The following is a 23,602-nucleotide window of genomic DNA, read 5'->3' on the forward strand; positions in this document are numbered from 1 at the left end:
ATTAGTCGGTCAATAAATCTGGTCTGCGCTGCTGCGTACGCAGCAAAGCCTGCTCATGACGCCAATCGTTGATTTTTTGCTCATGGCCGCTCAACAGGATCTCCGGCACCTTATGTCCGTTAAAATCGGCTGGACGCGTATATACCGGCGCATCCAGTAATTCTCCCTGAAAACTATCTGATAAAGCGGAAGTCTCATCATTTAACACCCCTGGGATCAACCGAACAATGGCATCCACAAGAACGGCCGCTGGCAGCTCTCCTCCAGACAATACATAGTCGCCGATGGAAATCTCTCTGGTTACATATAAATCTCTTATACGCTGGTCTATGCCCTTATAATGGCCGCACAAGATCATGATGTTCTCCTTGCCCGACAACTCATTCGCGATAGTCTGGTTAAAAGTAACGCCATCGGGACTCATAAAAATAACCTCATCATAAGTTCTTTCCGCTTTCAGTGCTTCAATACAGCGCGCAAAAGGCGGAATAGACATCACCATTCCACTTCCGCCGCCATAAGGATAGTCGTCCACGCTTTTTTGCTTATTCGTGGAATAATCCCTGAGGTTATGGACTACAATTTCGGCAATTCCCTTAGTCTGCGCACGTTGTAAAATAGAGTGTGCAAAAGGGCTGTCCAATAACGCGGGTAATACAGATATGATGTCAAAACGCATAGGGCAAAGGTAAATTAATTTTCAAGGTAAATGTCTAACAAGCCATCAGGAAGGTGTACACGAAGGATACTTTCTTCTTCATCAATCTCCACGATCAGGTCGTCATTGAGTGGAAACATAATTTCTTTTTCCTGATAAATCACTGTGGCCACAAATTGCTGAGGATATTCATTTATTTCAGTAATTTCTCCGAGTTCACCATGATTTTCATCAGAAACCAAGTACCCTTTCAGGTCATTGTAATGAAATTCATCATTAGAACGGTCTGGCATTTTTGTAAGTGGCAAGTAGATTTTTTTCTTCAATAAAGGCTGAGCTTTATCGATATGATCTACATCATCGAAATAGATATTGGCGGTATTATTGACTTGTAATTTATAAGTAGAGACAAAATAAGGCACTAATTTCCCATTAAAATCAGCAAAAACGACATCCAGTTCCAGCAAATCAGGTTCATCATATTCAAAAAATAGCTGTACCTCTCCTTTTAATCCTTTAGTCTTGGTGATGTAACCAATGTAAAATGCTTCTTCAATCTTCATAATCGTATCCTTAATGTTTCCAGGCTTTCCTGAAATTGCGTCTTAATATGCTCAGCAAAAAAATCTGGCTTAAATGAAAATAGCGAAGAATACATTCCAATGGAAGATTCTTCGCTATTGTTCAGAATAACAAAAATATTATGCTTGTTCTTCTTTGTTCTCTTCTGTTGCAGGAGCTTCTTCAGTTGCAGGAGTTTCCTCAGCTACTTCTTCAGTTGCCACTTCTTCTTCAACAACTTCTTCTGCTACTGGAGCATTTTTGATTGCTAAAGCAGCTGCGCGATCTGCATTTTTCTTAGCTTCAGCAGCTAAAGCAGCTTTCTTAACTTCATCTTTAGATTTAGTCAAGTTGTCTTTTTTACCTTCGATTTGACCGTCTTTACCCACTAACCACTCAGCAAATTTAGCTTCTGCTTGTTCTTCAGTTAAAGCGCCTTTTTTAACACCACCTTGTAAATGTTTTTTGTATAAAACACCTTTGTATGAAAGGATAGCACGACAAGTATCCGTAGGCTCAGCACCTTTGTTAACCCAGTCTAAAGTTTTATCGAAATTGATTTCGATGGTTGCAGGATTGGTGTTTGGGTTGTATGAACCTAAACGCTCAATGAATTTACCATCTCTTGGTGAACGGGAATCCGCTACCACTACGTGGAAAAAAGGCTTACCTTTTTTACCGAATCTTTGCAATCTGATTTTAGTCGACATTTCTTATATAGTTTATGTATTCAACATAGTTCCCGGAGCAACGCGCTTGCGGGAGTGCAAAAGTAAGTAAAATCCTATTGATTAGCAAGATGCATTATTTTTTAATTATTTTCGACTTGCTTTACCGATTTGAAGCGCAGGGGAATTGAAGGTCAGTGGGATAAGGATTTGTCCTAAAAGTACCTGAAATGACAATATAGTTTATTGGGTTCTGGCGGGCTCCTGGCTGGAGACTGGTAGGGCCTTGTAGGGCCCCCTGCCCTGGAAGAACCTTTCATTCCCTTTCTTTGATCTGATGCAGCCCGCAACAATCCATCTGCTCTCCAACCATTATAGTTCTATTCCATCTGCTGATACTTTGAGCGATTCCTAATTTTTAGGCGCTAAATTTGTAACATCGGATTCAGATCCACATCAAATTGAATAAAAAATAAATTATGCTAGTCACGACAACGAATTCGATAGAAGGCAGAAAAGTAGTGAAATACATTGGCCTGGTGAGCGGCGAAACGATTATCGGCGCAAACATTTTCAAAGATTTATTCGCCAGTATCCGCGATGTGGTGGGTGGAAGATCCGGTTCATATGAACAGGTATTGAGAGAGGCGAAAGACACGGCCATTAACGAAATGCAGCAATATGCTTCAGCCTTGGGTGCAAATGCCATTATTGGCGTTGATCTGGACTATGAAACCGTAGGCAGTGGCGGCAGCATGCTATTGGTTGCAGCGACGGGAACGGCAGTAGTGATTGAATAACAAAAAAAAGCCTCCATAAAGTTCAGCACTTTATGGAGGCAATATCCTCACTTTTTAAGGGCAGTTATTTTATAAAGAAAGGATCTCCACCAACTTTAACCAGGCTGGTGTGATCTCTTTAGCATCGATATGTTTGATGGCGTGGTCAAAAGGCGTAAAGATAATTTCTCTGTTCATCTGTCCAACCATCGCACCTGATTGCCCAGCGAGCAATCCTTCTACGGCAGCAACTCCAAGCGTACTGGCCAATACACGGTCCATACAACTTGGTTTACCACCACGCTGAATGTGTCCAAGCACAGAAACTCTGATGTCATAATGAGGGAATTTCTCTTTCAAGACTTCGCCTACATTAAATGCACCTCCTACTTCATCACCTTCGGCAACGATAATAATTTTTGAAGATTTGTCTTTTCTTCCGGAAGCCAACCTCGTTACCAAACCTTCTACACCCATATTGGCTTCAGGAATCATGATCGCCTCTGCTCCTACACCGATTCCGCTTCTTAAAGCAATCAGTCCGGAATCACGTCCCATTACTTCTACGATAAACAGACGGTCATGAGACTCTGCAGTATCGCGAATTTTATCTACGGCATTGATCACCGTATTGATGGCTGTATCGTATCCGATGGTAAAATCGGTTCCTTCCAGGTCATTATCAATGGTACCAGGCAGGCCTACTACTGGAAAATCAAACTCTGTAGTCAGTAAATGTGCACCAGTAAAAGTACCATCCCCACCGATCACAATCAGTGCATCAATATCATTTGCCTTTAATTGTCTGTAAGCTTCATCTCTACCTTCTTTAGTACGGAAGGCATCGCTTCTGGCTGTTTTCAAGATCGTGCCGCCACGTTGAATAATATTGGCTACAGATTTACGGTCCATATCGAAGAAATCGCCATGAATCAGACCTTCATAGCCCCTTAATATACCGGTAACTTTCAAATCATAATAGATTGCCGCTCTTACCACTGCCCTAATGGCAGCATTCATTCCCGGGGCATCACCACCGGAAGTTAATACTCCTATATTTTTAATTTTATTCATTTGGTTTTTCAGCGTTTTTAAATTTATCTAAACCACTTTGTAAATATGCAGCGTACTCCTTTGCGTCGAAAATTGCGCCCTGAGGTTTTACCAGAGGATTCAGGTCATGGCCTGCAAGTACGTAGTAAGGCTGTGAATTCGAGCCATATTTTGTGGCTTGAAAATCTCCGTTCCACCTACCCAGGTCGTCCGTTGTAGTCCTTAAGATTTCCGAATAGTGGATTTTATCTTTTGGCATTTTGATGTTCCGCTCATCCACATAAAGCTGGATCAGGACATATTCCTCTTTGATGATTCTTCCTACTTCTTTGTCAATCCAAACCTTATCTTCCATCTTACGGCAGTTCACGCAGGCATGTCCTGTAAAGTCAATTAGGACTGGTTTATTCACGCTTTTTGCGTAGGCTAACCCTTCATCCAGGTCAAAGAAAGCATTGAATCCTACTGGCGGTTTCAGTGTTTCATTATATTTTACGCTGGCAGGGAAGCTACTGGAAGCAGCAGATGCTGCCCCCCCTCCATTGCCATTCAGGATAAAATCTTGTGTATTCATTGGCGGAGCAATGCCACTCAACACATTTACTGGTGCACCCCATAATCCAGGAACCAGGTATACTGCAAATGATAAAGAAATGATGGCAAAGAATAACCTTGGAACGGAAACGTAAGGGACGTCACTATCGTGCGAGAACTTCAGCTTTCCTAGCAGATAAATACCCATCAGAATAAAGATCACGATCCATAAGGCCAGGAACAACTCACGGTCGAACCATTCCCAATGCCAAACCAGGTCGGCAGCAGAAAGGAATTTCAAGGCCAATGCCAGTTCCAGGAAGCCCAAACATACTTTTACACTATTCAACCAACCACCAGATTTAGGCATTGCGCTTAAGAATCCAGGGAAGATTGCAGATAAAGTGAAGGGCAATGCCAATGCCAATGCGAAACCAAACATTCCGATTGCAGGGGCAAGAATATCTCCTTTAGAGCTCGCCTGGACTAAAATAGTTCCGATAATTGGTCCGGTACAAGAGAAGGAAACCAGCGCCAGAGAGGCCGCCATAAAGAATATTCCTCCTAAACCTTTGCTATTATCTGCTTTCTGATCAATTTTATTGACTAAAGAGCTTGGGAGTGTAATCTCGAAAGCACCAAAGAAAGAGATAGCGAAGACGACTAATAGGATAAAGAAGAAAAAGTTAAAGTATCCACTAGAGCTGAGTTCATTGAGTTTTGCCGAACCAAAAAGTACGGTAATCAATAAGCCTAGGGCCACATAAATGACAATAATTGAGATTCCATAGATCAATGCCTGTCCGATTCCTCCCTGTTTACTTCCTGCTCTTTTGATAAAATAGCTGACGGTAAGGGGCACCATTGGGAAGATACAAGGCATTAGAAAGGCGATAAATCCGCCTATTAATCCTGCAATAAACGTTTCCCAAAGGGTTCTGTCTGCTTCTGCAGGAATGGAGGTGTCGGTAGTTGCAATTGCAGCTTTGGCTACTGTATCTGTTGCTGTAGTCATTTTGACTGCAGTATCTTTCTTTACCGTGTCTTTGACGATGTTATTTGCGATGCTATCTTGGGAGGAACCTACTTCGGTAAAAACAAGTTCTTCTTCTGTAGCGGCAGTATCTGGTTTTTGCATAGCTGCAAAAGCCGTTGAGTTTAGGGCTGCGGTAAACAGCAGCATTAGACTCAGCATTAAAAATAATCTCTTCATTCTTGTGTGTGTTTTACTTAAAGGCTCACCATAAATGGGGAAAATTCATTTAAACGGCAATTCTCTTTATGATAAGGGCGTGAAATTAGTTATTATTTTTTATTTAAGGCTTTCAATATGGGCGGATGGGCTATAATTTTACGTTGGACGGATAACTCTCTGAATGAATGGGCATAAAAAAAGCGATGAGAGAAATCCCATCGCTAATATTGTTGTGCTTTTATTCCGTTTATTTCACTGGAATGCTGAAGCTCACTTCTTCTGGAGGCAAACATTGTTTGTCGTTACACACCATAAATTCAACTTTTCCTTTGACAGTTGCAGTTGCTTTGTTTAGTTTCACTTTTTGCTGGAAAATCACTTGTTTACCAAAATAACTTACGTTCATTTTGAAATTCTCATCAAAGTAAGTCGTTGCTTTTGGCTCTGTAGTTTTCCCTACCAGGGTATAGTCTTTTGAAGCTGGGAAACTGAAAATGGTTGGACTCGGTCCGCCTGGTTTCAGGGTTTGCGAATAAATATGCCATCCTTCGTCCATCGTAGCTTTCATATACACAACGGCTTCTGTTTTACTTATTTTTTTTGCGGCATAGGACCAGGTTACCGGTTTCTCTATTTGAGCAGAGGCACCGATCACCGTGAATAATACGAATGATAGGATCAAACTGATTTTTTTCATGTTGTGTGATTTAAAAACTCTATTTCTTTAAAATTGTACTCTTTTTTCTCTCCGTCGACCAGGACAACAAGCATCCCTGTTTCGGTCACGTCAATGATCTTTCCTTCAATTATCTCGCCATTTTGGCGGTAGCTTGAAAGTGTATCAAATTTATACAGTCCACTGACATAATCAGTGATCATGTCTTTATAATTTCCTGACTTTAAACGGAGGTACTGTTTTTCAATATTGCTGCAAATTTCTGCTAATACCTGAAATAAATTAACATCCGCTTTTAAAATTCCCTTCATCGAAGTTGCTCGGTTTTCGAGTTCCGGAGCGAAAGTCGACTGATTTACATTGAGACCAATCCCGATGACACTGGCTTTAAAAGTGCTTCCAGCAAGGATATTTTCGATAAGCACACCTCCCATTTTACGGTCGTTATGGTAGATATCATTGGGCCATTTGATCTTGATTCCTTCGGGAATAAAAAGCTGCAGTGCATTCCTAATACCGATGCTTACGGCCATATTAAGCAGGAATTGCTTGGTTATTGGCAAGAAAGCCGGCTTGAGGTAAATGCTAAAAGTGAGGTTTAATCCGGGTTCGGTATGCCATACATTGCTTTGCTGTCCTCTTCCTGCGAATTGGTGATCTGCCATAATAACAGTTCCTTCCGTTAATGGCTCGGATTTTGACACCAAGAGTTTTATAAAGTTATTGGTAGAATCAACCTCTAATAATTTGATAAGATTTTGACCAACAAATAATGTTGAAAAAGTGTTATTTTGCAAGTGTTGATTGTATATTTGTTTATCAAAACTAAAAAATTTTAATGGTAAAAAAGAAAAATGTAATCCTTTCTACATACCTCTCAGAGATAGCCGTAAACGGCATGCAGGAAAAAAAAGGGAAAGATATTGTGCGTTTAGACCTACGTGAACTGAACAGTTCTGTTTCTGACTATTTCATCATCTGCCATGCAGATTCAGCTACCCATGTGAAGGCAATTGCGGATAGCGTAGAAGAAGAAATCTATAAAAACACACAAACCGATCCCTGGAGAAAAGAAGGACAAGCAGGTGCAGATTGGATCATATTAGATTATTTTGATGTAGTAATTCACATCTTTAAGACTGACAAGCGCGAGTTTTATGGTATAGAAGATTTATGGGGTGATGCCCAATCTACCAGCTATCAAAGCGCTTAATCATTTACACAAAAACATTTTTGACTCAAGATGAAAGAGAACCCGAATACAAAACCTAAGTTAATTAAGAGAATACCGAATATTCCTAAAAAGCCTCAAAAAGGCTCTAAATTCAATATTATTTGGGTTTATGGGGCAATTATTTTAGGTCTGTTTTTACTGCAGTTTTTATTTAGTGCAGATACGACCAAGGATGTTACTTACCGTACTTTCGAAACTCAAATGCTTTTGCCTGGTGACGTTGAAAAACTGGTTGCCTATAAACATGAAGACCTCGTTAAGGTTGAAGTGTATATAAAGAAAGACAAACTCAATGAGGAGAAGTATAAAAAGTACATCAGCAAAAATAATTTCGGCACACAGAATGGTCCATTGGTATATTTTACCGCAGGATCAATGGATGCGCTGGATGCGCAATTAAAAGAGGCTCAGAAAAATATCCCTCCTGATCAGCAGATCCTGGCGGAAAAAGAGACGAGACAAAGTACTTTTAACTCTTGGTTCTTCACCGTAATTATTCCGGTATTGTTATTTATCGGGTTCTGGATTTTCATTATGCGCCGCATGGGCGGTGGCGCTGGTGGTGGTGGCGGACAGATTTTCAATATTGGGAAATCTAAAGCAACACTATTTGACAAAGAAAGCCAGGTTAACGTCACATTTAATGATGTTGCCGGTCTGGAAGAAGCCAAACAAGAGGTAATGGAGATCGTCGATTTCCTTAAAAACCCTCAGAAATACACGAATTTAGGAGGTAAAATTCCTAAAGGCGCGCTATTGGTAGGTTCTCCTGGTACTGGTAAAACTTTATTGGCGAAAGCTGTAGCTGGTGAAGCTCAGGTTCCTTTCTTCTCTCTATCGGGTTCCGACTTTGTGGAGATGTTTGTAGGAGTTGGAGCTTCCAGGGTACGTGATTTGTTCAAGCAGGCGAAAGATAAAGCACCATGTATTATCTTTATTGATGAGGTGGATGCGATCGGTCGTGCGAGAGGAAAAAACAGTATGATGGGTGGAAATGATGAGCGTGAAAACACGTTAAATCAGCTATTGGTAGAGATGGATGGTTTTGGTACAGATTCAGGAATTATCATCCTTGCTGCAACTAACCGTCCGGATGTATTGGACTCTGCATTACTGAGACCAGGTCGTTTTGACCGCCAGATCTCTATTGACAAACCAGATTTAGTGGGCCGTGAGCAGATTTTCAAAGTTCACCTGAAGCCTATTAAGACGGATGAAGTTGTAGATGCTAAAAAGCTTTCTGCACAGACTCCAGGTTTTGCTGGTGCTGAGATCGCGAATGTTTGTAATGAAGCTGCACTAATCGCCGCACGCCGCAACAAGAAATTTGTAGATATGCAGGATTTCCAGGATGCGATTGACCGTGTAATTGGTGGATTAGAAAAGAAAAATAAAATCATCTCTCCGGAAGAAAAAAGAATAGTTGCTTACCATGAGGCGGGTCATGCGATTGCAGGATGGTTCCTGGAACATGCAGATCCATTGGTAAAAGTATCGATTGTTCCTCGCGGTGTGGCTGCCCTTGGGTACGCACAATACCTGCCAAAAGAACAGTTCCTGTACACTACAGAGCAGCTTACTGATGGCATGTGTATGACGATGGGCGGACGTGTAGCAGAAGACCTTATCTTCGGTAAGATTTCTACTGGTGCACAGAATGACCTGGAACGCATTACAAAATTAGCTTATGCCATGATTACCATTTATGGTATGAATAAGGTAATTGGTAATGTATCTTTCCATGATCCGCAGAATGAATATAACTTCAACAAACCTTACTCAGAGAAAACATCAGAATTAATTGATGTGGAAGTGCGTAAGTTAGTTGAAGAAGTCTACGTGAGAACGAAACAACTCTTAACAGATAAAAGCGAAGGATTAGAGAAACTGGCTCAGAAACTTTTAGAAAAAGAGATTTTATTCCAGGCAGATCTGGAAGAGATTTTAGGCAAACGTCCTTTTGACAACCGCACTACTTATGATGAATTCGTAAATGGTACAGGTGATCAGAAACCGGCTGCTGAGGGTCTATTGCACCAAGGTGTTGGCGAGGCAACCGATGTATCGGCTCCTACCAGCCCTGCTCAAACAGAATCTTAAACACATTTATGAGGAACCGCCAGTACGATCATGTGCTGGCGGTTTCTCCTTTTTTTTATGCAAGAAAACCGATCTTCTAAAGAGTTAATACTAAAAAAGATAAGGAAGGCGCTTCTGGAAAAGCGTGACAACCCTTATCCGAATCTGGAAGATACCCCATTGTATCCTAAGAGCGATGAATTCCTGGAAATCATGTTCGCTGAAGAGCTGACTGCCGTTTCCGGTAACTTTATTTATTGCGAAAACGGAATGGATTTCATCGAAAATATGCTGCAATTGGCAGATAGATTCAACTGGAGAAAAATCTATTGCTGGGAGCCTGAATTACAAAACCTTTTGTCAGAATACGAATTCCCATTTTATCAGACCGATAAGGACTTTGAAATGGCGGAAGTAGGCATTACCCTTTGCGAAGCTTTAATTGCTCGCAATGGTTCGGTAATGGTTTCCAATGAGAATGCAGCCGGAAGAAGGCTGAGCATTTTCCCTCATCACCACATCATCATTGCCAGGACCGGTCAGCTGGTACTGGATTTAAAAGATGCCTTTAAACTCATCAAAAACAAATATGCGGATCAGCTTCCTTCTATGATCAGCACGATTACCGGTCCCAGCAGAACTGCCGATATTGAAAAGACTCTGGTACTTGGCGCACATGGACCAAAGGAATTATTTGTAATTTTAATTGACGATTTTAGCTAATCGTTTCACAATTCAATTAATTAATCCTAATTTTATACTGTACACCAATTCAGTATCCGGTTCAAAATGGGCGAAAAAACAAACATACATTCAGTTATTATAGGTACTGGCAGTTATATTCCAGAAAATATCATCTCAGGTGACGCCTTTTTGAATTCCACATTTTACGACAATGGCGTAGTGCTGGAGAAGGATATTCATGAAATCATCCATAAGTTTAGCGAGATCACAGAGATCAAAGAAAGACGTTACGTGGATGATGATATGACGAACAGTGATATTGCGGTGATTGCTGCACAACGTGCAATTGACCATGCTTCGATTGATAAAGAGAGCCTGGATCACATTATTTTCTGTCACAATTTTGGCGATGTGAAACTCGGTTCTAACCGGATGGACATTTTACCTTCCCTTGCGGCTAAAGTGAAACAAGCGCTGGAGATCAACAATCCTGACTGTGTGGCCTATGACCTTATCTTTGGTTGCCCGGGCTGGGTACAGGGTGCTATTCAGGCGAATTACCTGATCCAAAGCGGAGATGCTAAAAGAGTATTGGTCATTGGTGCAGAAACCCTGTCCAGGATTACTGATCCTCATGATAGGGATTCTATGATTTTCTCAGACGGTGCTGCTGCAGTCGTTTTTGAAGGCCAGTCTACTTCGGAAGATCTGGGTATTATTGCACATAAAACCCAGACTTACGCGGTGAATTACGGCTCCCTGTTACAGATGGGCAGCAGTAACAATCCAGCAGAAGACAATGGCAATGCTTACCTTAAAATGAACGGCCGCAAGCTCTATGAATTTGCGGTAACCAATGTTCCACAGGTTGTAAAGAAAGCTATTGACAAGGCAGGTGTTGACATTACTGCGATTAAAATTGTGTTCATTCACCAGGCAAATGGGAAAATGGACCATGCCATCATGAAACGTCTATTCAAATTATACGATATTGATAGTGTTCCGGAAAATCTGGTTCCAATGTCTATCTGCTGGCTTGGAAACAGCTCTGTAGCCACCGTTCCTACCCTGCTAGACCTAGTCTGGAAAGGAAATGTAAATGGTTATCAGATCAATAAAGGCGATTATGCAGTATTTGCTTCTGTTGGCGCAGGGATGCACATCAATGCTTTTGTTTATCGGTTTTAATCTATCATTAAATATGGCTATTTAATCCGGTTTAACCCGGCTTTGGCCTGAGTTTCAATACTGCTTTCGTATTCATGGTTTTTCATTTGAATGGCAGTATTGAAACTTTCCCTTGCTTTGCTCATGTTTTTTTGCTTTTCGTACACCTTCCCCATTTGTAATGCAGCATTGGCCGCAAAGTAATATTTCAATTGTTTTCCGCTGCTGATGGCCAGCTGATAATTCGTCAAAGCGGCATCATCCTTACCCAGGTCATCGTATAAACGTCCTAAACGGTAATAATACTCCGTACGGTCTCTACCCGCACTAAAATCTTCTGCTCTACGAGCTGATAATACTTCCACTCCTTTGCTGTAATATCCTCCATCAAAAAGTAAACGTGCTTTCAAAAGGGTTAAATCAGGCATTGGACCATTCGCTTCATTGAGCGCCTGCTTGTCTTTTTCCTGATAGACATAACCATTGTTTTTTACTTTCGTAATAAAGCCTGAATAAGCTCCTGTATCGCCTTTTAATAAAGAAACCCAAGCCAAGTGCAAGTGGGCATCTTTAATGTAATTGACGCCTTTATTTTGCTGCAGAAAGCGATTGAAATACGCAGCAGCGGAAACATCTAATTTATTGAGCATTGCTGTGCCTGTGAGCAGCTCCAGGTAAGGAAATGAAGTATAATAATTACCGGAAGGCCGATTTTGCAAGATCTGTATGGCTTCAGCATTGTGCCCGGTTTTAGCGCATACAGCCGCTTGCAAATAAGCTTTCAATAAACTGCTATCGGCCATTCTGGCTGTATATTTCATAGTTTTCTGATAAGCATTCGGGCTGTGTGCAATGTCGTTGAGCACAAATACATAGTAGAATACCACTTCCTCATAAAAAGGCTCATACGTTGATCTTGGTAGGTTTTCGGCCAGGTTATCCAGCATGTTCATACCGGATTGCAGGTTGCCTTTAATGCCAAAAGTAGCCAATGTACTTTTTAACATCCCATCAGGCAGGTTGCCAAGGAAAGCATTAATAACGCCCAGTCCCTTGGAATTGAGGTGGAATCCCGGAAATTTCTTCGTGTTTTCCTGCAGCAATCCGTTGGCCTTTTTAATCTCCCTGGCTGCAGTAAAGTATTCGCCGTAACGTCCCCTGATTAAGGCCCATTGCAGGTTAATTTCGGCCTGTGCATACAAGTAATAGGGCGAGCTTTTATCATCCCCTTCTATCTGATCCAGTCTTTTTGATTTGTTTTCTTTTAGCTGATCAAAATCGGCTTTGCTTTCTGTAGTCAGTAAATGAAAGTAATCGACGTAATTTTCAAGCAGCGGGATGATCGAATTTTTAGGGTTTACTTTTTTCTCATTGGCGATCAATGCTTTTGCGGTATTGAGTTTGAGCTCAAAGATATTCTGATAAGCCCGGAGGCAATTGGCATTGAAGTCGAAATTGGCAAAAACAGCCGTAGGTACTGTTAAAAGGAGGATAAAAAGAGATAATCGGGTATAAAAAGATTTTATTTCAGTCATTATAGATACATTGTACAGTAAGGAATTAATAAAGGTTAACAGCAATGTGGCAACAATGTTTCAAAGATAAAAAACAGGGCCAACGAAAAAAGGCCGGAAATAAATTCCGGCCTTTTTTATATTCGATAATTTGTGATTATACTGGAGCTACTTCTTGCGTTAGGGCTTCATCCACAAGGATTCTTCCACAGTGCTCGCACACGATAATTTTCTTACGTTGACGAATGTCAAGCTGACGTTGAGGCGGGATCTGGTTGAAACAACCTGAACATGAATCGCGGTCAATAGTTACTACTGCCAATCCGTTATTTGCATTCCCTCTTAACCTGTTGTAAGCGGTTAACAGTCTTTCCTCGATTAGAGTTTCTGCTTTTTCAGATTTTTTAGCTAGTGATTGCTCTTCTTTTTCCGTTTCAGCAGTAATGGTTTGCAATTCGCCTTTTTTAATTTCAAGATCTTTTTTTCTTGACTCTAAATCAGCTAATGCTTTTTCATAAACCTCATTTTTCGTTGCGATGTCAAAACCATGCTCTCTGATCTTCTTCTCACAAACCTGAATTTCAAGTGTTTGTATTTCTACCTCTTTAGTTAAGGCGTCATACTCACGGTTGTTTTTAACATCTTTTAACTGGGTCTCATATTTCTTGATCAAGTTCTGAGCTTCTTTGATCATGTTTTTACGCGTTACAATGGCATCTTCAGTATCATCCAATTCGCCTTTGAATTTTTGTATACGTGTTTCCAGGCCAGCAACTTCATCTTCTAAATCAGCCACTTCCATTGGTAATTCACCGCGGATTTGACGTATTTTATCGATCTTAGTATGCAGGGTTTGTAATTCGTATAAAGCTTTTAGCTTTTGCTCTACAGTTTGTTCCATTAAATGAAATAATTTATGGGGTTTGTGTTATGCTCCGTTAAACGGATTGCAAAGTTAGGAAATTTTTCTTGAATAATATCTATCAACAAATCAGATGTAAATTGTTCACTCTCAAAGTGTCCGATATCTGCGATGACTAATTTTTCATCGGCATCAAAAAACTCATGGTATTTAAAATCTGCGGTTACAAACGCATCGGCGCCCGCAGCAATCGCTTCTTTGAGCAGAAAGCTTCCGGAACCGCCACATACTGCGACCTTTCTGATTCTTTTAGGGAGTAATTTGGTGTGCCTGATCACGACTGCATCCATCCGGTCTTTGACCAGGTTGAGGAATGCTCTGCCTTCCATGGCTTCGTCCAGCCAGCCGATCATGCCCGCTCCTACGGTATCGAGCTTATTTTCGAGCTGGTAGATGTCGTAGGCTACTTCCTCATAAGGATGATTTTCTAAAAGTGCCAGAAGAATCTTGCGTTCATTTTGGGCGATGAATACCGTTTCAATCCTGATTTCTTCTTCATGATGACGGATACCTGGTTCTCCAACGAAAGGATCAGTGTGTTCGTTTCCTTTGAAAGTTCCTGTACCGGTAGCATTGAAACTACATTCACTATAATTGCCGATGTTTCCTGCTCCCGCAGCAAAAAGTGCTTCTTTGAGCTCCTCAGCATGTTCTACCGGACAAAAAGTAACGAGTTTTTTAAGCAATGACCCTTTTGGACTGAGGATTTTGGCATTTTTTAGTCCGAGTCTTTTCGCGATGACGCCATTAACGCCATATTTTACATGGTCCAGGTTGGTATGGATGGCATATAATGCGATGTTATTCTGGATGGCTTTGAGGACTACTCTTTCCACATAAGTTTTTCCGGTGATCTTTTTCAGTCCTTTGAAAACAATAGGATGATGGGTAATGATCAGGTTGCAATTTTGGGCTATTGCCTCGTCTACAATTGCTTCTGTACAATCTAAGGCGACTAATGCGCCATGTACTTCCATTTCAGGCTGACCAACCAGCAGGCCTGAGTTGTCATAATCTTCCTGATAATTGAGCGGTGCAAAGGCTTCCAGGTGTGTTATTAAAATGGATAATCTCATAAGCTGTAAATTTACGATTTGAACCGCATAAAATAAACTTAATCATTTTGGAGGCTTTTCTCAATTTTAATACGACAAAAAAAAGCCGGTTCAAAAAATTGAACCGGCGCTCCTATTGCTATATCTTTTATTGAATATTTCCCATTTTTACCATTTGTAAGCTTTCAAAAACCATGCGTTGGTTGTATTCCATGGCTAAAGTTTTATGGTTGACCAGGTCGATAATCGTTCCGATAAAGCACAAGCCTAAAGTAAAGAAGTAAAGTACGCCCATTCCGATCTGATTGACCAGGAACCTAGGTAATCCGGGCACGAAAAATCCCAAGATACAGTACAGTACCATATCATCTGGATTTCTTCTTTTACTTCCGTAAATCATTAAAAATCCCCTTAATTGTTGTTCACTAAATCCTGTAGTTGCAGTCTGCAAGTAAGAATATTCCTGAGGTGTGATACCCGGCAGTGTCATAAATGGTGAATCAAACATATCTCTCCTCCTTATATTTTAATTTTCTATTGTTATCTATTATCCTATTAACCAGTTCAATAATTCGGTGTCCAATGATCAGCAGTGCTGGAATTCCAAACCAGTGATGCGCCAGACTTTCTCTTACATTTCCATGGAGCAGCTGGGTGATTGCCCTGCCGATGCCACATCCCGGACACCATTCTATCCCCATATTTGCCAGCGGGCAAAGGGTAAAATGATGAATATGCCCATGCTGTATTGGTTCTGCTATCGCCAGCAATACCAGGGCCGTTATCCAGAAGATCAATTCAACAGGTATGCGGTGCAGCATTTTCATCAAGAGGCATTATTTGGTTAGGAAATTTATGGTCCTAATATCGTTTTTATTTTAGATGGATTAATAGAGACTTTGTTACATTTAAGCTCGCCATAAATCTTACCTTTGCATAGTGAACATCCGTGACCTGATAAATACCTATAAAACAGACGAACGCATTGTCGCATTGGCAAAAGCCCTAAACGCGGGCAAAGGTAATAAACTTCAACTAAAAGGTTTAGTTGGTTCTGCCGATGCAACGATAGCCATTGCTATTTATTTTCTGCTGCATAAGCCCATGTTATTTGTCCTTCCTGATCGGGAAGAGGCTTCTTATTTCATGGCCGATCTGGAGAGTATCCTTGATAAAGAGGTGTTACTTTTCCCATCTTCCTTCCGTAAACCCTTTGAATTCACCCAGGTAGACACAGCAAATGTGCTGGCCAGGGCAGAAGTCCTCAATGAGCTGAATCACCATTCAGAATATGGCAAAATTGTGGTGACGTATCCAGAGGCATTGGCTGAAAAAGTGATCAATAGGAGTGTGCTGGAGAAAAATACGCTTGAAATTGCCGTTCAGACGAAACTAGGCATTGATTTTATTAATGAATTCCTGATTGATTACGATTTTGAGCGTACAGAATTCGTTTATGAGCCCGGACAATTCTCCATTCGTGGTGGGATAGTAGATATTTTCTCTTTCTCTCATGATTTACCTTACCGAATTGAGTTTTTTGGTGATGTGATCGAGAGTATACGGACCTTTGAGATTGAAAGTCAGCTGTCTGTAGAAGATGTAAAGACTTTTACCATCATCCCAAATGTGCAGTCCAAATACCTGACAGAAAGCAATATCAATCTGTTGGATTATATAGAAAAAGACACTTTACTTTGGTTTAAAGACGTAGAGTTTAGCCTGGACATCATTAAAGGCGGTTATAAGAAAGCAAAAGAACTCTGGCTGGCTTTACCGGCGAAAGAGAAATCGGAGAACCAGGATTGGATCGACCCTAAATTTGCTTTCACTGATGAGAAAATGATGGCCGATATGGTGCATGATTTCTCCTTGATTGAGTTTGGCAAGCAGTTTTTCTATAAAACGGAGCATGTGATCTCCTTTGAGACCAAACCACAGCCTTCCTTCAATAAAGATTTCAATCTACTCATTCACAATTTAAAAGAAAATGAGAAGCAGGGGATCCACAATTATATTTTCAGTTCTTCTCCGAAGCAAACCGAGCGTTTGTATGCGATTTTAGAAGACATTGATAAAACAGCAAAGTTTACACCGGTTAATATTCCATTACGGGAAGGTTTCTTAGATCCACACCAGAATGTGGCCTTTTATACCGACCATCAGATCTTTGACCGTTTTTATAAATACAAGCTAAAAAGAGGCTACCAGCGGAGTCAGGCGATTACTTTGAAAGAATTAAGAGACCTGAAGCCTGGAGATTTTGTGACTCATATTGACCATGGTATTGGAAAATATGCCGGTCTGGAAAAAGTAGAGGTGAGCGGCAAGACACAGGAGATGATTCGCCTGGTTTATGCCGATAACGACTTGCTGTATGTAAATATCAACTCCCTAAACCGGATTGCTAAATACAGCGGGAAGGATGGAACAGCTCCGAAAATGAATAAACTGGGCACAGAGGCCTGGGATAAGCTAAAAAAGAATACTAAAAAAAAAGTTAAAGACATTGCCAGGGATCTGATTAAGCTGTATGCTTTGAGGAAAACCCAGGTAGGGACTGCATTTGCTCCTGATGGCTATCTGGAAACAGAACTGGAAGCTTCCTTCATTTATGAGGATACCCCAGATCAGGAGAAGGCTACCCTGGATGTTAAAAAAGACATGGAGGCACCACATCCGATGGACCGTCTGATTTGTGGTGATGTGGGTTTCGGCAAGACCGAAATCGCGATCCGAGCTGCTTTTAAAGCTGTTGCCAATGGGAAACAGGCCGCGGTACTCGTACCAACCACCATTCTGGCATTGCAGCATTTCAAAACGTTTTCTGCCCGTCTGAAGGATTTCCCTTGTACGGTAGATTATATCAACCGTTTCAAAACGAACAAGCAGATCAAGGAAACCCTGGCTAAACTAGCGGAGGGAAAAGTAGACATCGTAATTGGCACCCACAGGCTCTTGAGTAAAGATGTCAAATTCAAGGATCTGGGCATCATGATCATTGATGAGGAGCAGAAATTTGGGGTAACCTCCAAAGAAAAGTTAAGGGTATTGAGGGCAAACGTAGATACGCTGACCTTAACCGCCACACCGATTCCGAGGACTTTACATTTCTCGCTGATGGGGGCAAGGGATCTTTCGATCATGAGTACGCCACCACCAAACCGTCAGGCGGTGAATACAGAATTACATGTTTTCAATGATAAATTGATTCAGGAAGCCATTCAATTTGAGCTGGATAGGGGTGGACAAGTATTTTTTATCCATAACCGGGTAAATGACTTACCACAATTGGGTGGTATGATACAGGGAATGGTTCCTAAAGCAAGGATAGGAATTGCACACGGACAGCTGGACGGCGATGCACTCGAAGATGTAATGCTTGATTTTATCAATGGTGAAAAAGATGTATTGGTAGCCACCACAATTATTGAGGCTGGTCTCGACATTCCAAATGCGAATACCATCATCATCAACCATGCGCACATGTTCGGTTTAAGTGATTTACACCAGATGCGCGGCAGGGTAGGACGCTCCAACAAAAAGGCATTTTGCTACTTGTTAAGTCCGCCCTTATCTACGCTGACTTCTGAAGCCAGAAAAAGACTGAGTGCCATAGAAGAGTTTTCTGATCTGGGCAGTGGTTTCAACATCGCCATGCGGGATTTAGACATCCGTGGCAGTGGAAACTTACTAGGAGCAGAGCAGAGTGGTTTCATCGCTGAAATTGGCTTTGAAATGTACCATAAGATCTTAGATGAGGCCATTCAGGAGCTAAAAGGCGATGAGTTCAAGGATTTATTTAAGAATGAGCCTGCACGTCCTTTCGTGACCTACACACAGATAGATACCGATCTGGATATGTTTATTCCAGATGATTACGTAACGAATATTACCGAAAGATATAACCTGTATACGGAGCTTTCCAAGCTGGAAAATGAAACACAGCTGAAAGCTTTTGAAACTGCTTTAAAAGACCGTTTTGGGCCTGTTCCGAAGCCTGTAAAAACGATGCTGAACGTATTGCGCTTACAATGGGTGGCCAAACAACTGGCTTTTGAAAAGCTGAGCTTTAAAAAAGGGGTCTTGCGCGGTTACTTCATCGCTGATAAGCAATCTGCTTTCTTTGATTCAACAATGTTCAATCAGATCCTGCATTTTGCACAGATGCACCCGAGGATCTGTAATTTAAAAGAAGTGAAAAACTCTTTACGGATTGCTTTTGAAGGCTTGAAATCAGTAGATGAAGCGGTAGAAATGCTAAATATGGTGGCTAATTAACCTAAGAAATCTATGAATCCGCAATTATTAAACGATCTGGTCACGATGAAAATGCCTTATGGGAAGTATCAGGGAAAGACCATGTGTGACCTTCCGGAATATTACCTGGTCTGGTACCACAATAAAGGTTTCCCTGCGGGAAAACTAGGGGAGATGATGGCCACTTTATATGAGATTAAATTGAACGGTTTAGAGTACTTATTACAGCCTTTGAAGAAAAGATAACCAAATAGCTGCCTTCGAAGAGAAAGTCGCTTAAAACCGATTATTCTTGCTCAAAAAGACATAAAAAAAGCTGCAGATCTCTCTGCAGCTTTTTTTATGGGAATTTATTTGTTTTACTTGATCAATGTACCGTAGAAGAAGGACGTATTGTCATTTACGTTGTACAAGCCTCCGTAAGTTGGTCCTGAACCGGGATTTGTTACCCAGTCTACCTTGAATTTATTATTTCTAAAGTAGTCGGTAACTGCGATTACCCCTGGCCCAGCGGTACCAGCATTTCCGTCCTGAGAAAGGAAAGTAAAAGTATAAATGCCATTTGCATCTCTTGCCACCGTAAATGTAATAGTTGCCAATAAAGTAGAATTGGATGTATTACGATACGTATAGATCAGCGACAATGTATTGTCGGTATTGAATTTTGTCGAAACTTTATCCAGAACCCTACTGCCTATTGCAAACAGACCTGTTTTTGCTGCAGTAAATTTGGTATTAAAGTCAGCAGATAAGCCTGCTGCTACTGTGGCAGAATTATATTCAATCTGAGAATAGTCCTTTAATGGTCCAAATAAGGCCTTTAAATCCAGCACCGGGAGTAAGGAATTCAGCACATTACTGCGTGTTCCGTTTACATTCACATAATACTGCTTGCTGCTTGCATCATAAAACAATTCTTTAATTGTAGTCGTCAGATAGGTTAATGGTGTACTTAAAGTCAGGCTATTGAGTCCAAAGGCGAATGTCGCATTGCTCACTTTACTTGCTCCATTTTCATCGATATAGCTCAGTGTAAGCTTTTTAGCGGTCGCATCAATCCCTACAGCCACCTTTATACTTCCAGAAACCAGGTATGGGAATTTATTTACGGCTTGGAAAGCAGTATTGGCATCCATCATAGTTTTGATCCCTTCGGTACCATAGGCAGTTGCTTCCGCAGCTGTTACTTTTACCATGTCCATTAGATTTCCATTTACGATACCTCTCATTTTTAGCGTATCTCCACTCATTCCGTCGAAAGCAAATTCAAAATCTGAGGTTAACCCTTTACCATTTGTACCACCACTAATGCTTCCATTTGGATCCGCAGGGAGATGGATGTAGTTATAGGTATCAAACATCAAAGTTGGAAACTGCAATGCTTTCAAGCGGTAAGTACTTTCCTGAAAAGTAACTGCTGTAGTCGTATTAAAGTCTGACAGCATTTTCACTTTACCTTCTTTGTCAAATTTGAAATAAAAGGAAAAACCTTTCCCCAATTTAGGGTAAATCGTAGCTTTCCAGCCATTTTCAGCGGATAAAAGCTGTGCCTGATGTTCTACAAGCGCTGCTGCTACTCTTTGATCAGGGTCATCCAGTATTGGATCTTCGTCCTTCTTACATCCGGTAATAAACCCTGCGGACAGTAGAACTATATAGAATAAGAATTTTTTCATATCAGTATTTTTATTGATCAGCTATTAATATTTAATTACACCTAAAGTCCCAAAAAAGGAACTATTGGTATCTGATGTTTTGAACCATTGACCGTATTCCAAAAGATTGGCATCATAACGGTAATTCATCCCGAAGCTTCCGGTGGTCATGTAGTTGGTTAAGGCTACAATACCAGGAGCAATCGTAGTTCCATTACCATCTCTTCTCAGGTAGGATAAGGTCATATTGCGGTTGGCATCATACGTTGCTTTGTAGACAAAATGCGCCGCGAAGGCAGTAGTTCCGCTCGTATAATTGACGCGCAATACCAATTCCCCTGCTTTCGGGTAAAAGAAAACAACAAAATTGTTCAAAACCCTACTTGATAACCCTGCCAAGCCAGTTTTTGCGGCTGCCCAGGTAGTCATGAAAGTAGCAGACATTCCAGGATTATTATCGGGATCTACACTTAATGAAGTAAACTGACGCGCATTCCCAAAGATGGTAGCCAGATTTACCGGTGCATTCTCTGACAGTGCATAATTGGTGCGATTTCTCAGTTTCGCAAAATCAATTCCATAAGATTGCTTAAAATAAGTGATGACACTTTCTTCTTTCTTGCGGATAAATGCCTGTGCAGTTGCATTAGGAATTTCTCTCTGGATGATGAAAGGAGGGTTTGCAGGATCAGGAATAGAGTCTATTTTTGGCAATACAATACTGTTCACTTTGGCATCATAAGCTGCCTTTCCCTCTGTCAACATGATAGAAGTCATCTCTGCATAATCTTCTCCAGGAGCAGCCTGAGCATACTGACTAATGTAACCAGCGGCATTTGCATTGGCTAAAGTGGTGTTATTCCAATCTGCAGTATATCCTCCTGGTGTAATTTTCTCAAACTCTTTCGCATAACTGATGGTCTGGTTTAAGATGTGGGTAAACTCATGGTGAATGGTTTTCAACACGGGTTTAATGATATTTCTATCGGTCTTTACAAAGTTATTGATATTGAACAAAGTAACCCTGTTGCCACCTTCAGCCTCACCAAGTGTTACCGTACCACCAGCATTGTATTGTAAACTCCCTACTAAAAGGTATTGGCGGGGTGCAAATTGCTTGATAAAACCTAATCCGGCTTCTGCGGTATACACATCAATCCATCCTGCTTTCACAATTTCCATCACTGGCTGTACTTTTTCCGCTCTTGGCGGCACCAGGGTTTTAGATAAATCCAGTTCTGATCCATCCCAACGGTACTTCACATCGATATTGAAAGGCTTAGTGAAGTTTTCTGCAAGCCAGCTATCTAATGGGCCATTTACCCAGGTATCTCCACCTAAACCGACAATTTCCCGGTTGAGGTTCTCTGATTTCTTACAAGAAGCCAGGGTTAACATCAGCCCGGCAGTCAATAATATATTTAATTTCTTCATTACAAACAGGTTAAAAGATTAACGTGGATTCAATTCCACACCGGACAAGGATACTTCTGGAGGTAACTGGCAAAGTCTTCTAGGATCATTTGCCGGTAATACCCTAACGGTACCATCCAGGTCAATATGAGTAACTGGGATATTTAAGCGTTTAATATCCAGCCATCTCATTCCTTCATGAACAAATTCAGCAGCTTTAAAGTCTAATACTGCTTTTAAATATGCCTGTTGCGGATCTGAGATTGTCGCGATGTAAAAGTTCTTAATTTTCGCATCGGTTAAGTCATGTGTTGCAGGAACATAACCGTTTACCCTTACACTAATTAGCGTGTTGAGATCTGCCAGGGCAGCGGTATAGTTACCTTTCATCACATTGGCTTCTGCTCTGTTCATCAGCACTTCTTCAGTTGTCAATAGTGGCACCATTGCATAATAAGTACCCGTAGTTGCGTTGATGGTCGTTCTAACGAAATGCGCATAAAACTTATTTACAAAATAAAAAGTACTGGAAGTTGAATACTTCTTAAAGGCAGAAAAGTTGACACCTACCGGAGCCGTCAGGTTATTTAACTTTACCTGAGGCATAGAATACCTTGTATTGTAATAGTTATTGGCAATTCTTGAAACCGTTTCACCAAGTAATAAATTTCCTGGATTAGTACCTGCAGTATAATTAATTCTGGTTTCCGATACGTCTAAATTCGCATAAGCAAACCAAGGTCGTACATTGGAAGCGAATTCATTAGAAGGGAAGGTTTCATTTGCTTCAGAAATTACTTTATCATATTCTCTTTTGTTCAAATAAAAGCGGGAAGCAAATGCATGAGCTGCCTTTTTAGTGAAATGGTAAGCAGGAGCAGCATAGTTATCAACGATTAATGGAAGACCTTCTGTCAGGTCTTTCTCAATCTGTTCGTATACATAAGCCACTGTTTTGCGCTCGTAATTCTTCAATACTACCGTTTCTGGTTCCGTTACATAAGGGATACCAGGATCAACCGCAGCAGTTGCCGGATCGTAAGCTTTTGAATAATAAGTAACGAGCATAAAGTGCGCATATGCTCTGGCTACCAATGCTTCTCCTTTTTGCGCCTTGTAAGATTCAGGATTTGTGGCTTTATTACAAGCGTCTAATGCTTGATTTGCAGCTGCGATGGCTGTATAGCAGGCACCCCAGTAATAATTCGGTGAATCCTGAGAGATATCTTCCGGATCTTTCCAGAAATAACCACCGATATTGATGTTATTGACCGCACCAGCAATACTATTGTCGATTACATTATCAGACATAGACTCGCTCCAAAGGAAAAGATTAGCTCTTGGATAGGCAGTAACCAATAATTCTGAAACTTTTTCCGGCGTATTTAACTTAGTACGCTGATCTGGCACTTGCTCCAGGTATTTTTTACATCCGGTGAAAAGAAAGATCACCGCAAGAATAAAGTATATATTATATTTTTTCATTGGAATATAA

The 23,602-nt window shown here is 40.9% G+C and carries 22 protein-coding genes; 7 read left to right on the forward strand and 15 right to left on the reverse strand.

The window, feature by feature from the left end:
* Position 1: 1 nt before the first annotated feature.
* The 3 genes from trmD to AQ505_RS00275 form a co-directional block, all read right to left on the reverse strand.
* Complete coding sequence (trmD, locus tag AQ505_RS00265) at positions 2-679, reverse strand: tRNA (guanosine(37)-N1)-methyltransferase TrmD (protein ID WP_062546325.1); 678 nt, start codon at positions 677-679, stop codon at positions 2-4.
* A gap of 14 nt (positions 680-693) precedes the next feature.
* Positions 694-1,221 carry a ribosome maturation factor RimM gene (gene rimM / locus AQ505_RS00270; RefSeq protein WP_062546326.1) on the reverse strand — a complete coding sequence of 176 codons (528 nt, stop codon included), beginning with the start codon at positions 1,219-1,221 and terminating at the stop codon, positions 694-696.
* A gap of 138 nt (positions 1,222-1,359) precedes the next feature.
* Positions 1,360-1,929 (reverse strand): 30S ribosomal protein S16, encoded by a 570-nt coding sequence (locus AQ505_RS00275; RefSeq protein WP_062546327.1) that lies wholly within the window; start codon positions 1,927-1,929, stop codon positions 1,360-1,362.
* A gap of 437 nt (positions 1,930-2,366) precedes the next feature.
* Here AQ505_RS00275 and AQ505_RS00280 point away from each other — a divergent pair, with 437 nt between their 5' ends.
* Positions 2,367-2,687, forward strand: a complete 321-nt coding sequence (locus AQ505_RS00280; protein WP_062546328.1) for a heavy metal-binding domain-containing protein — start codon at positions 2,367-2,369, stop codon at positions 2,685-2,687.
* 69 nt (positions 2,688-2,756) lie between these two features.
* Here AQ505_RS00280 and pfkA read toward each other — a convergent pair whose 3' ends face one another.
* The 4 genes from pfkA to AQ505_RS00300 form a co-directional block, all read right to left on the reverse strand.
* Positions 2,757-3,740: a 6-phosphofructokinase gene (pfkA, locus tag AQ505_RS00285; RefSeq protein WP_062546329.1), complete on the reverse strand. Its 984-nt coding sequence runs from the start codon at positions 3,738-3,740 to the stop codon at positions 2,757-2,759.
* The gene (locus tag AQ505_RS00290; RefSeq protein WP_062546330.1) at positions 3,733-5,466 is read right to left on the reverse strand and encodes a protein-disulfide reductase DsbD family protein; all 1,734 of its coding nucleotides are present in this window, start codon (positions 5,464-5,466) and stop codon (positions 3,733-3,735) included. Before AQ505_RS00290 ends, pfkA begins: the two co-directional genes overlap by 8 nt.
* Positions 5,467-5,695: 229 nt before the next feature.
* Positions 5,696-6,145 carry a protein-disulfide reductase DsbD domain-containing protein gene (locus tag AQ505_RS00295; protein WP_062546331.1) on the reverse strand — a complete coding sequence of 150 codons (450 nt, stop codon included), beginning with the start codon at positions 6,143-6,145 and terminating at the stop codon, positions 5,696-5,698.
* Entirely contained in the window at positions 6,142-6,828 is a 687-nt protein-coding gene (locus tag AQ505_RS00300; RefSeq protein WP_231634995.1) for a biotin--[acetyl-CoA-carboxylase] ligase, read from the reverse strand. The genes AQ505_RS00295 and AQ505_RS00300 overlap by 4 nt, the downstream gene beginning before the upstream one ends.
* A 134-nt stretch (positions 6,829-6,962) precedes the next feature.
* Between AQ505_RS00300 and rsfS the strand changes: the two genes are divergently transcribed.
* The 4 genes from rsfS to AQ505_RS00320 all read left to right on the forward strand — a co-directional run bounded on the left by rsfS (position 6,963) and on the right by AQ505_RS00320 (position 11,309).
* Positions 6,963-7,337, forward strand: a complete 375-nt coding sequence (rsfS, locus tag AQ505_RS00305) for a ribosome silencing factor (RefSeq protein ID WP_062546333.1) — start codon at positions 6,963-6,965, stop codon at positions 7,335-7,337.
* Between the two features lie 30 nt (positions 7,338-7,367).
* On the forward strand, positions 7,368-9,458 hold the full coding sequence (ftsH, locus tag AQ505_RS00310; protein ID WP_062546334.1) for an ATP-dependent zinc metalloprotease FtsH: 2,091 nt from the start codon (positions 7,368-7,370) through the stop codon (positions 9,456-9,458).
* Between the two features lie 57 nt (positions 9,459-9,515).
* Positions 9,516-10,160 carry a LutC/YkgG family protein gene (locus AQ505_RS00315; RefSeq protein WP_062546335.1) on the forward strand — a complete coding sequence of 215 codons (645 nt, stop codon included), beginning with the start codon at positions 9,516-9,518 and terminating at the stop codon, positions 10,158-10,160.
* Between the two features lie 66 nt (positions 10,161-10,226).
* Positions 10,227-11,309 (forward strand): 3-oxoacyl-ACP synthase III family protein, encoded by a 1,083-nt coding sequence (locus AQ505_RS00320; RefSeq protein ID WP_062546336.1) that lies wholly within the window; start codon positions 10,227-10,229, stop codon positions 11,307-11,309.
* 17 nt (positions 11,310-11,326) lie between these two features.
* Here AQ505_RS00320 and AQ505_RS00325 read toward each other — a convergent pair whose 3' ends face one another.
* The 5 genes from AQ505_RS00325 to AQ505_RS00345 form a co-directional block, all read right to left on the reverse strand.
* A complete protein-coding gene (locus tag AQ505_RS00325; RefSeq protein WP_062546337.1) occupies positions 11,327-12,823 on the reverse strand; it encodes a tetratricopeptide repeat protein in 1,497 nt (498 codons plus the stop codon).
* A 136-nt stretch (positions 12,824-12,959) separates the two neighbouring features.
* Positions 12,960-13,703 carry a zinc ribbon domain-containing protein gene (locus AQ505_RS00330; protein ID WP_062546338.1) on the reverse strand — a complete coding sequence of 248 codons (744 nt, stop codon included), beginning with the start codon at positions 13,701-13,703 and terminating at the stop codon, positions 12,960-12,962.
* A complete protein-coding gene (locus tag AQ505_RS00335; RefSeq protein ID WP_062546339.1) occupies positions 13,703-14,800 on the reverse strand; it encodes a Nif3-like dinuclear metal center hexameric protein in 1,098 nt (365 codons plus the stop codon). Before AQ505_RS00335 ends, AQ505_RS00330 begins: the two co-directional genes overlap by 1 nt.
* A gap of 127 nt (positions 14,801-14,927) precedes the next feature.
* Positions 14,928-15,287, reverse strand: coding sequence for a TM2 domain-containing protein (locus AQ505_RS00340; RefSeq protein WP_082461367.1), 360 nt, complete (start codon positions 15,285-15,287; stop codon positions 14,928-14,930).
* Positions 15,280-15,606: a DUF2752 domain-containing protein gene (locus AQ505_RS00345; protein ID WP_062546340.1), complete on the reverse strand. Its 327-nt coding sequence runs from the start codon at positions 15,604-15,606 to the stop codon at positions 15,280-15,282. The genes AQ505_RS00340 and AQ505_RS00345 overlap by 8 nt, the downstream gene beginning before the upstream one ends.
* Positions 15,607-15,718: 112 nt before the next feature.
* Here AQ505_RS00345 and mfd point away from each other — a divergent pair, with 112 nt between their 5' ends.
* Both mfd and AQ505_RS00355 read left to right on the forward strand, forming a co-directional pair.
* A complete protein-coding gene (gene mfd / locus AQ505_RS00350) occupies positions 15,719-19,060 on the forward strand; it encodes a transcription-repair coupling factor (RefSeq protein ID WP_062546341.1) in 3,342 nt (1,113 codons plus the stop codon).
* Between the two features lie 12 nt (positions 19,061-19,072).
* A complete protein-coding gene (locus tag AQ505_RS00355) occupies positions 19,073-19,285 on the forward strand; it encodes a DUF3820 family protein (RefSeq protein ID WP_062546342.1) in 213 nt (70 codons plus the stop codon).
* A gap of 113 nt (positions 19,286-19,398) precedes the next feature.
* On the opposite strand, the gene AQ505_RS00360 is transcribed toward AQ505_RS00355, so the two are convergent.
* The 3 genes from AQ505_RS00360 to AQ505_RS00370 are packed head-to-tail and all read right to left on the reverse strand — an operon-like array spanning position 19,399 to position 23,592.
* Positions 19,399-20,715, reverse strand: coding sequence for a DUF4302 domain-containing protein (locus AQ505_RS00360; RefSeq protein WP_062546343.1), 1,317 nt, complete (start codon positions 20,713-20,715; stop codon positions 19,399-19,401).
* Positions 20,716-20,739: 24 nt separating this feature from the next.
* Positions 20,740-22,128: a zinc-binding metallopeptidase gene (locus AQ505_RS00365; RefSeq protein WP_062546344.1), complete on the reverse strand. Its 1,389-nt coding sequence runs from the start codon at positions 22,126-22,128 to the stop codon at positions 20,740-20,742.
* A gap of 18 nt (positions 22,129-22,146) precedes the next feature.
* Positions 22,147-23,592, reverse strand: coding sequence for a RagB/SusD family nutrient uptake outer membrane protein (locus AQ505_RS00370; RefSeq protein ID WP_062546345.1), 1,446 nt, complete (start codon positions 23,590-23,592; stop codon positions 22,147-22,149).
* Between the last annotated feature and the right edge of the window lie 10 nt (positions 23,593-23,602).

It is taken from the genome of Pedobacter sp. PACM 27299 (genome assembly GCF_001412655.1).
Classification (GTDB): Bacteria; Bacteroidota; Bacteroidia; order Sphingobacteriales; family Sphingobacteriaceae; genus Pedobacter.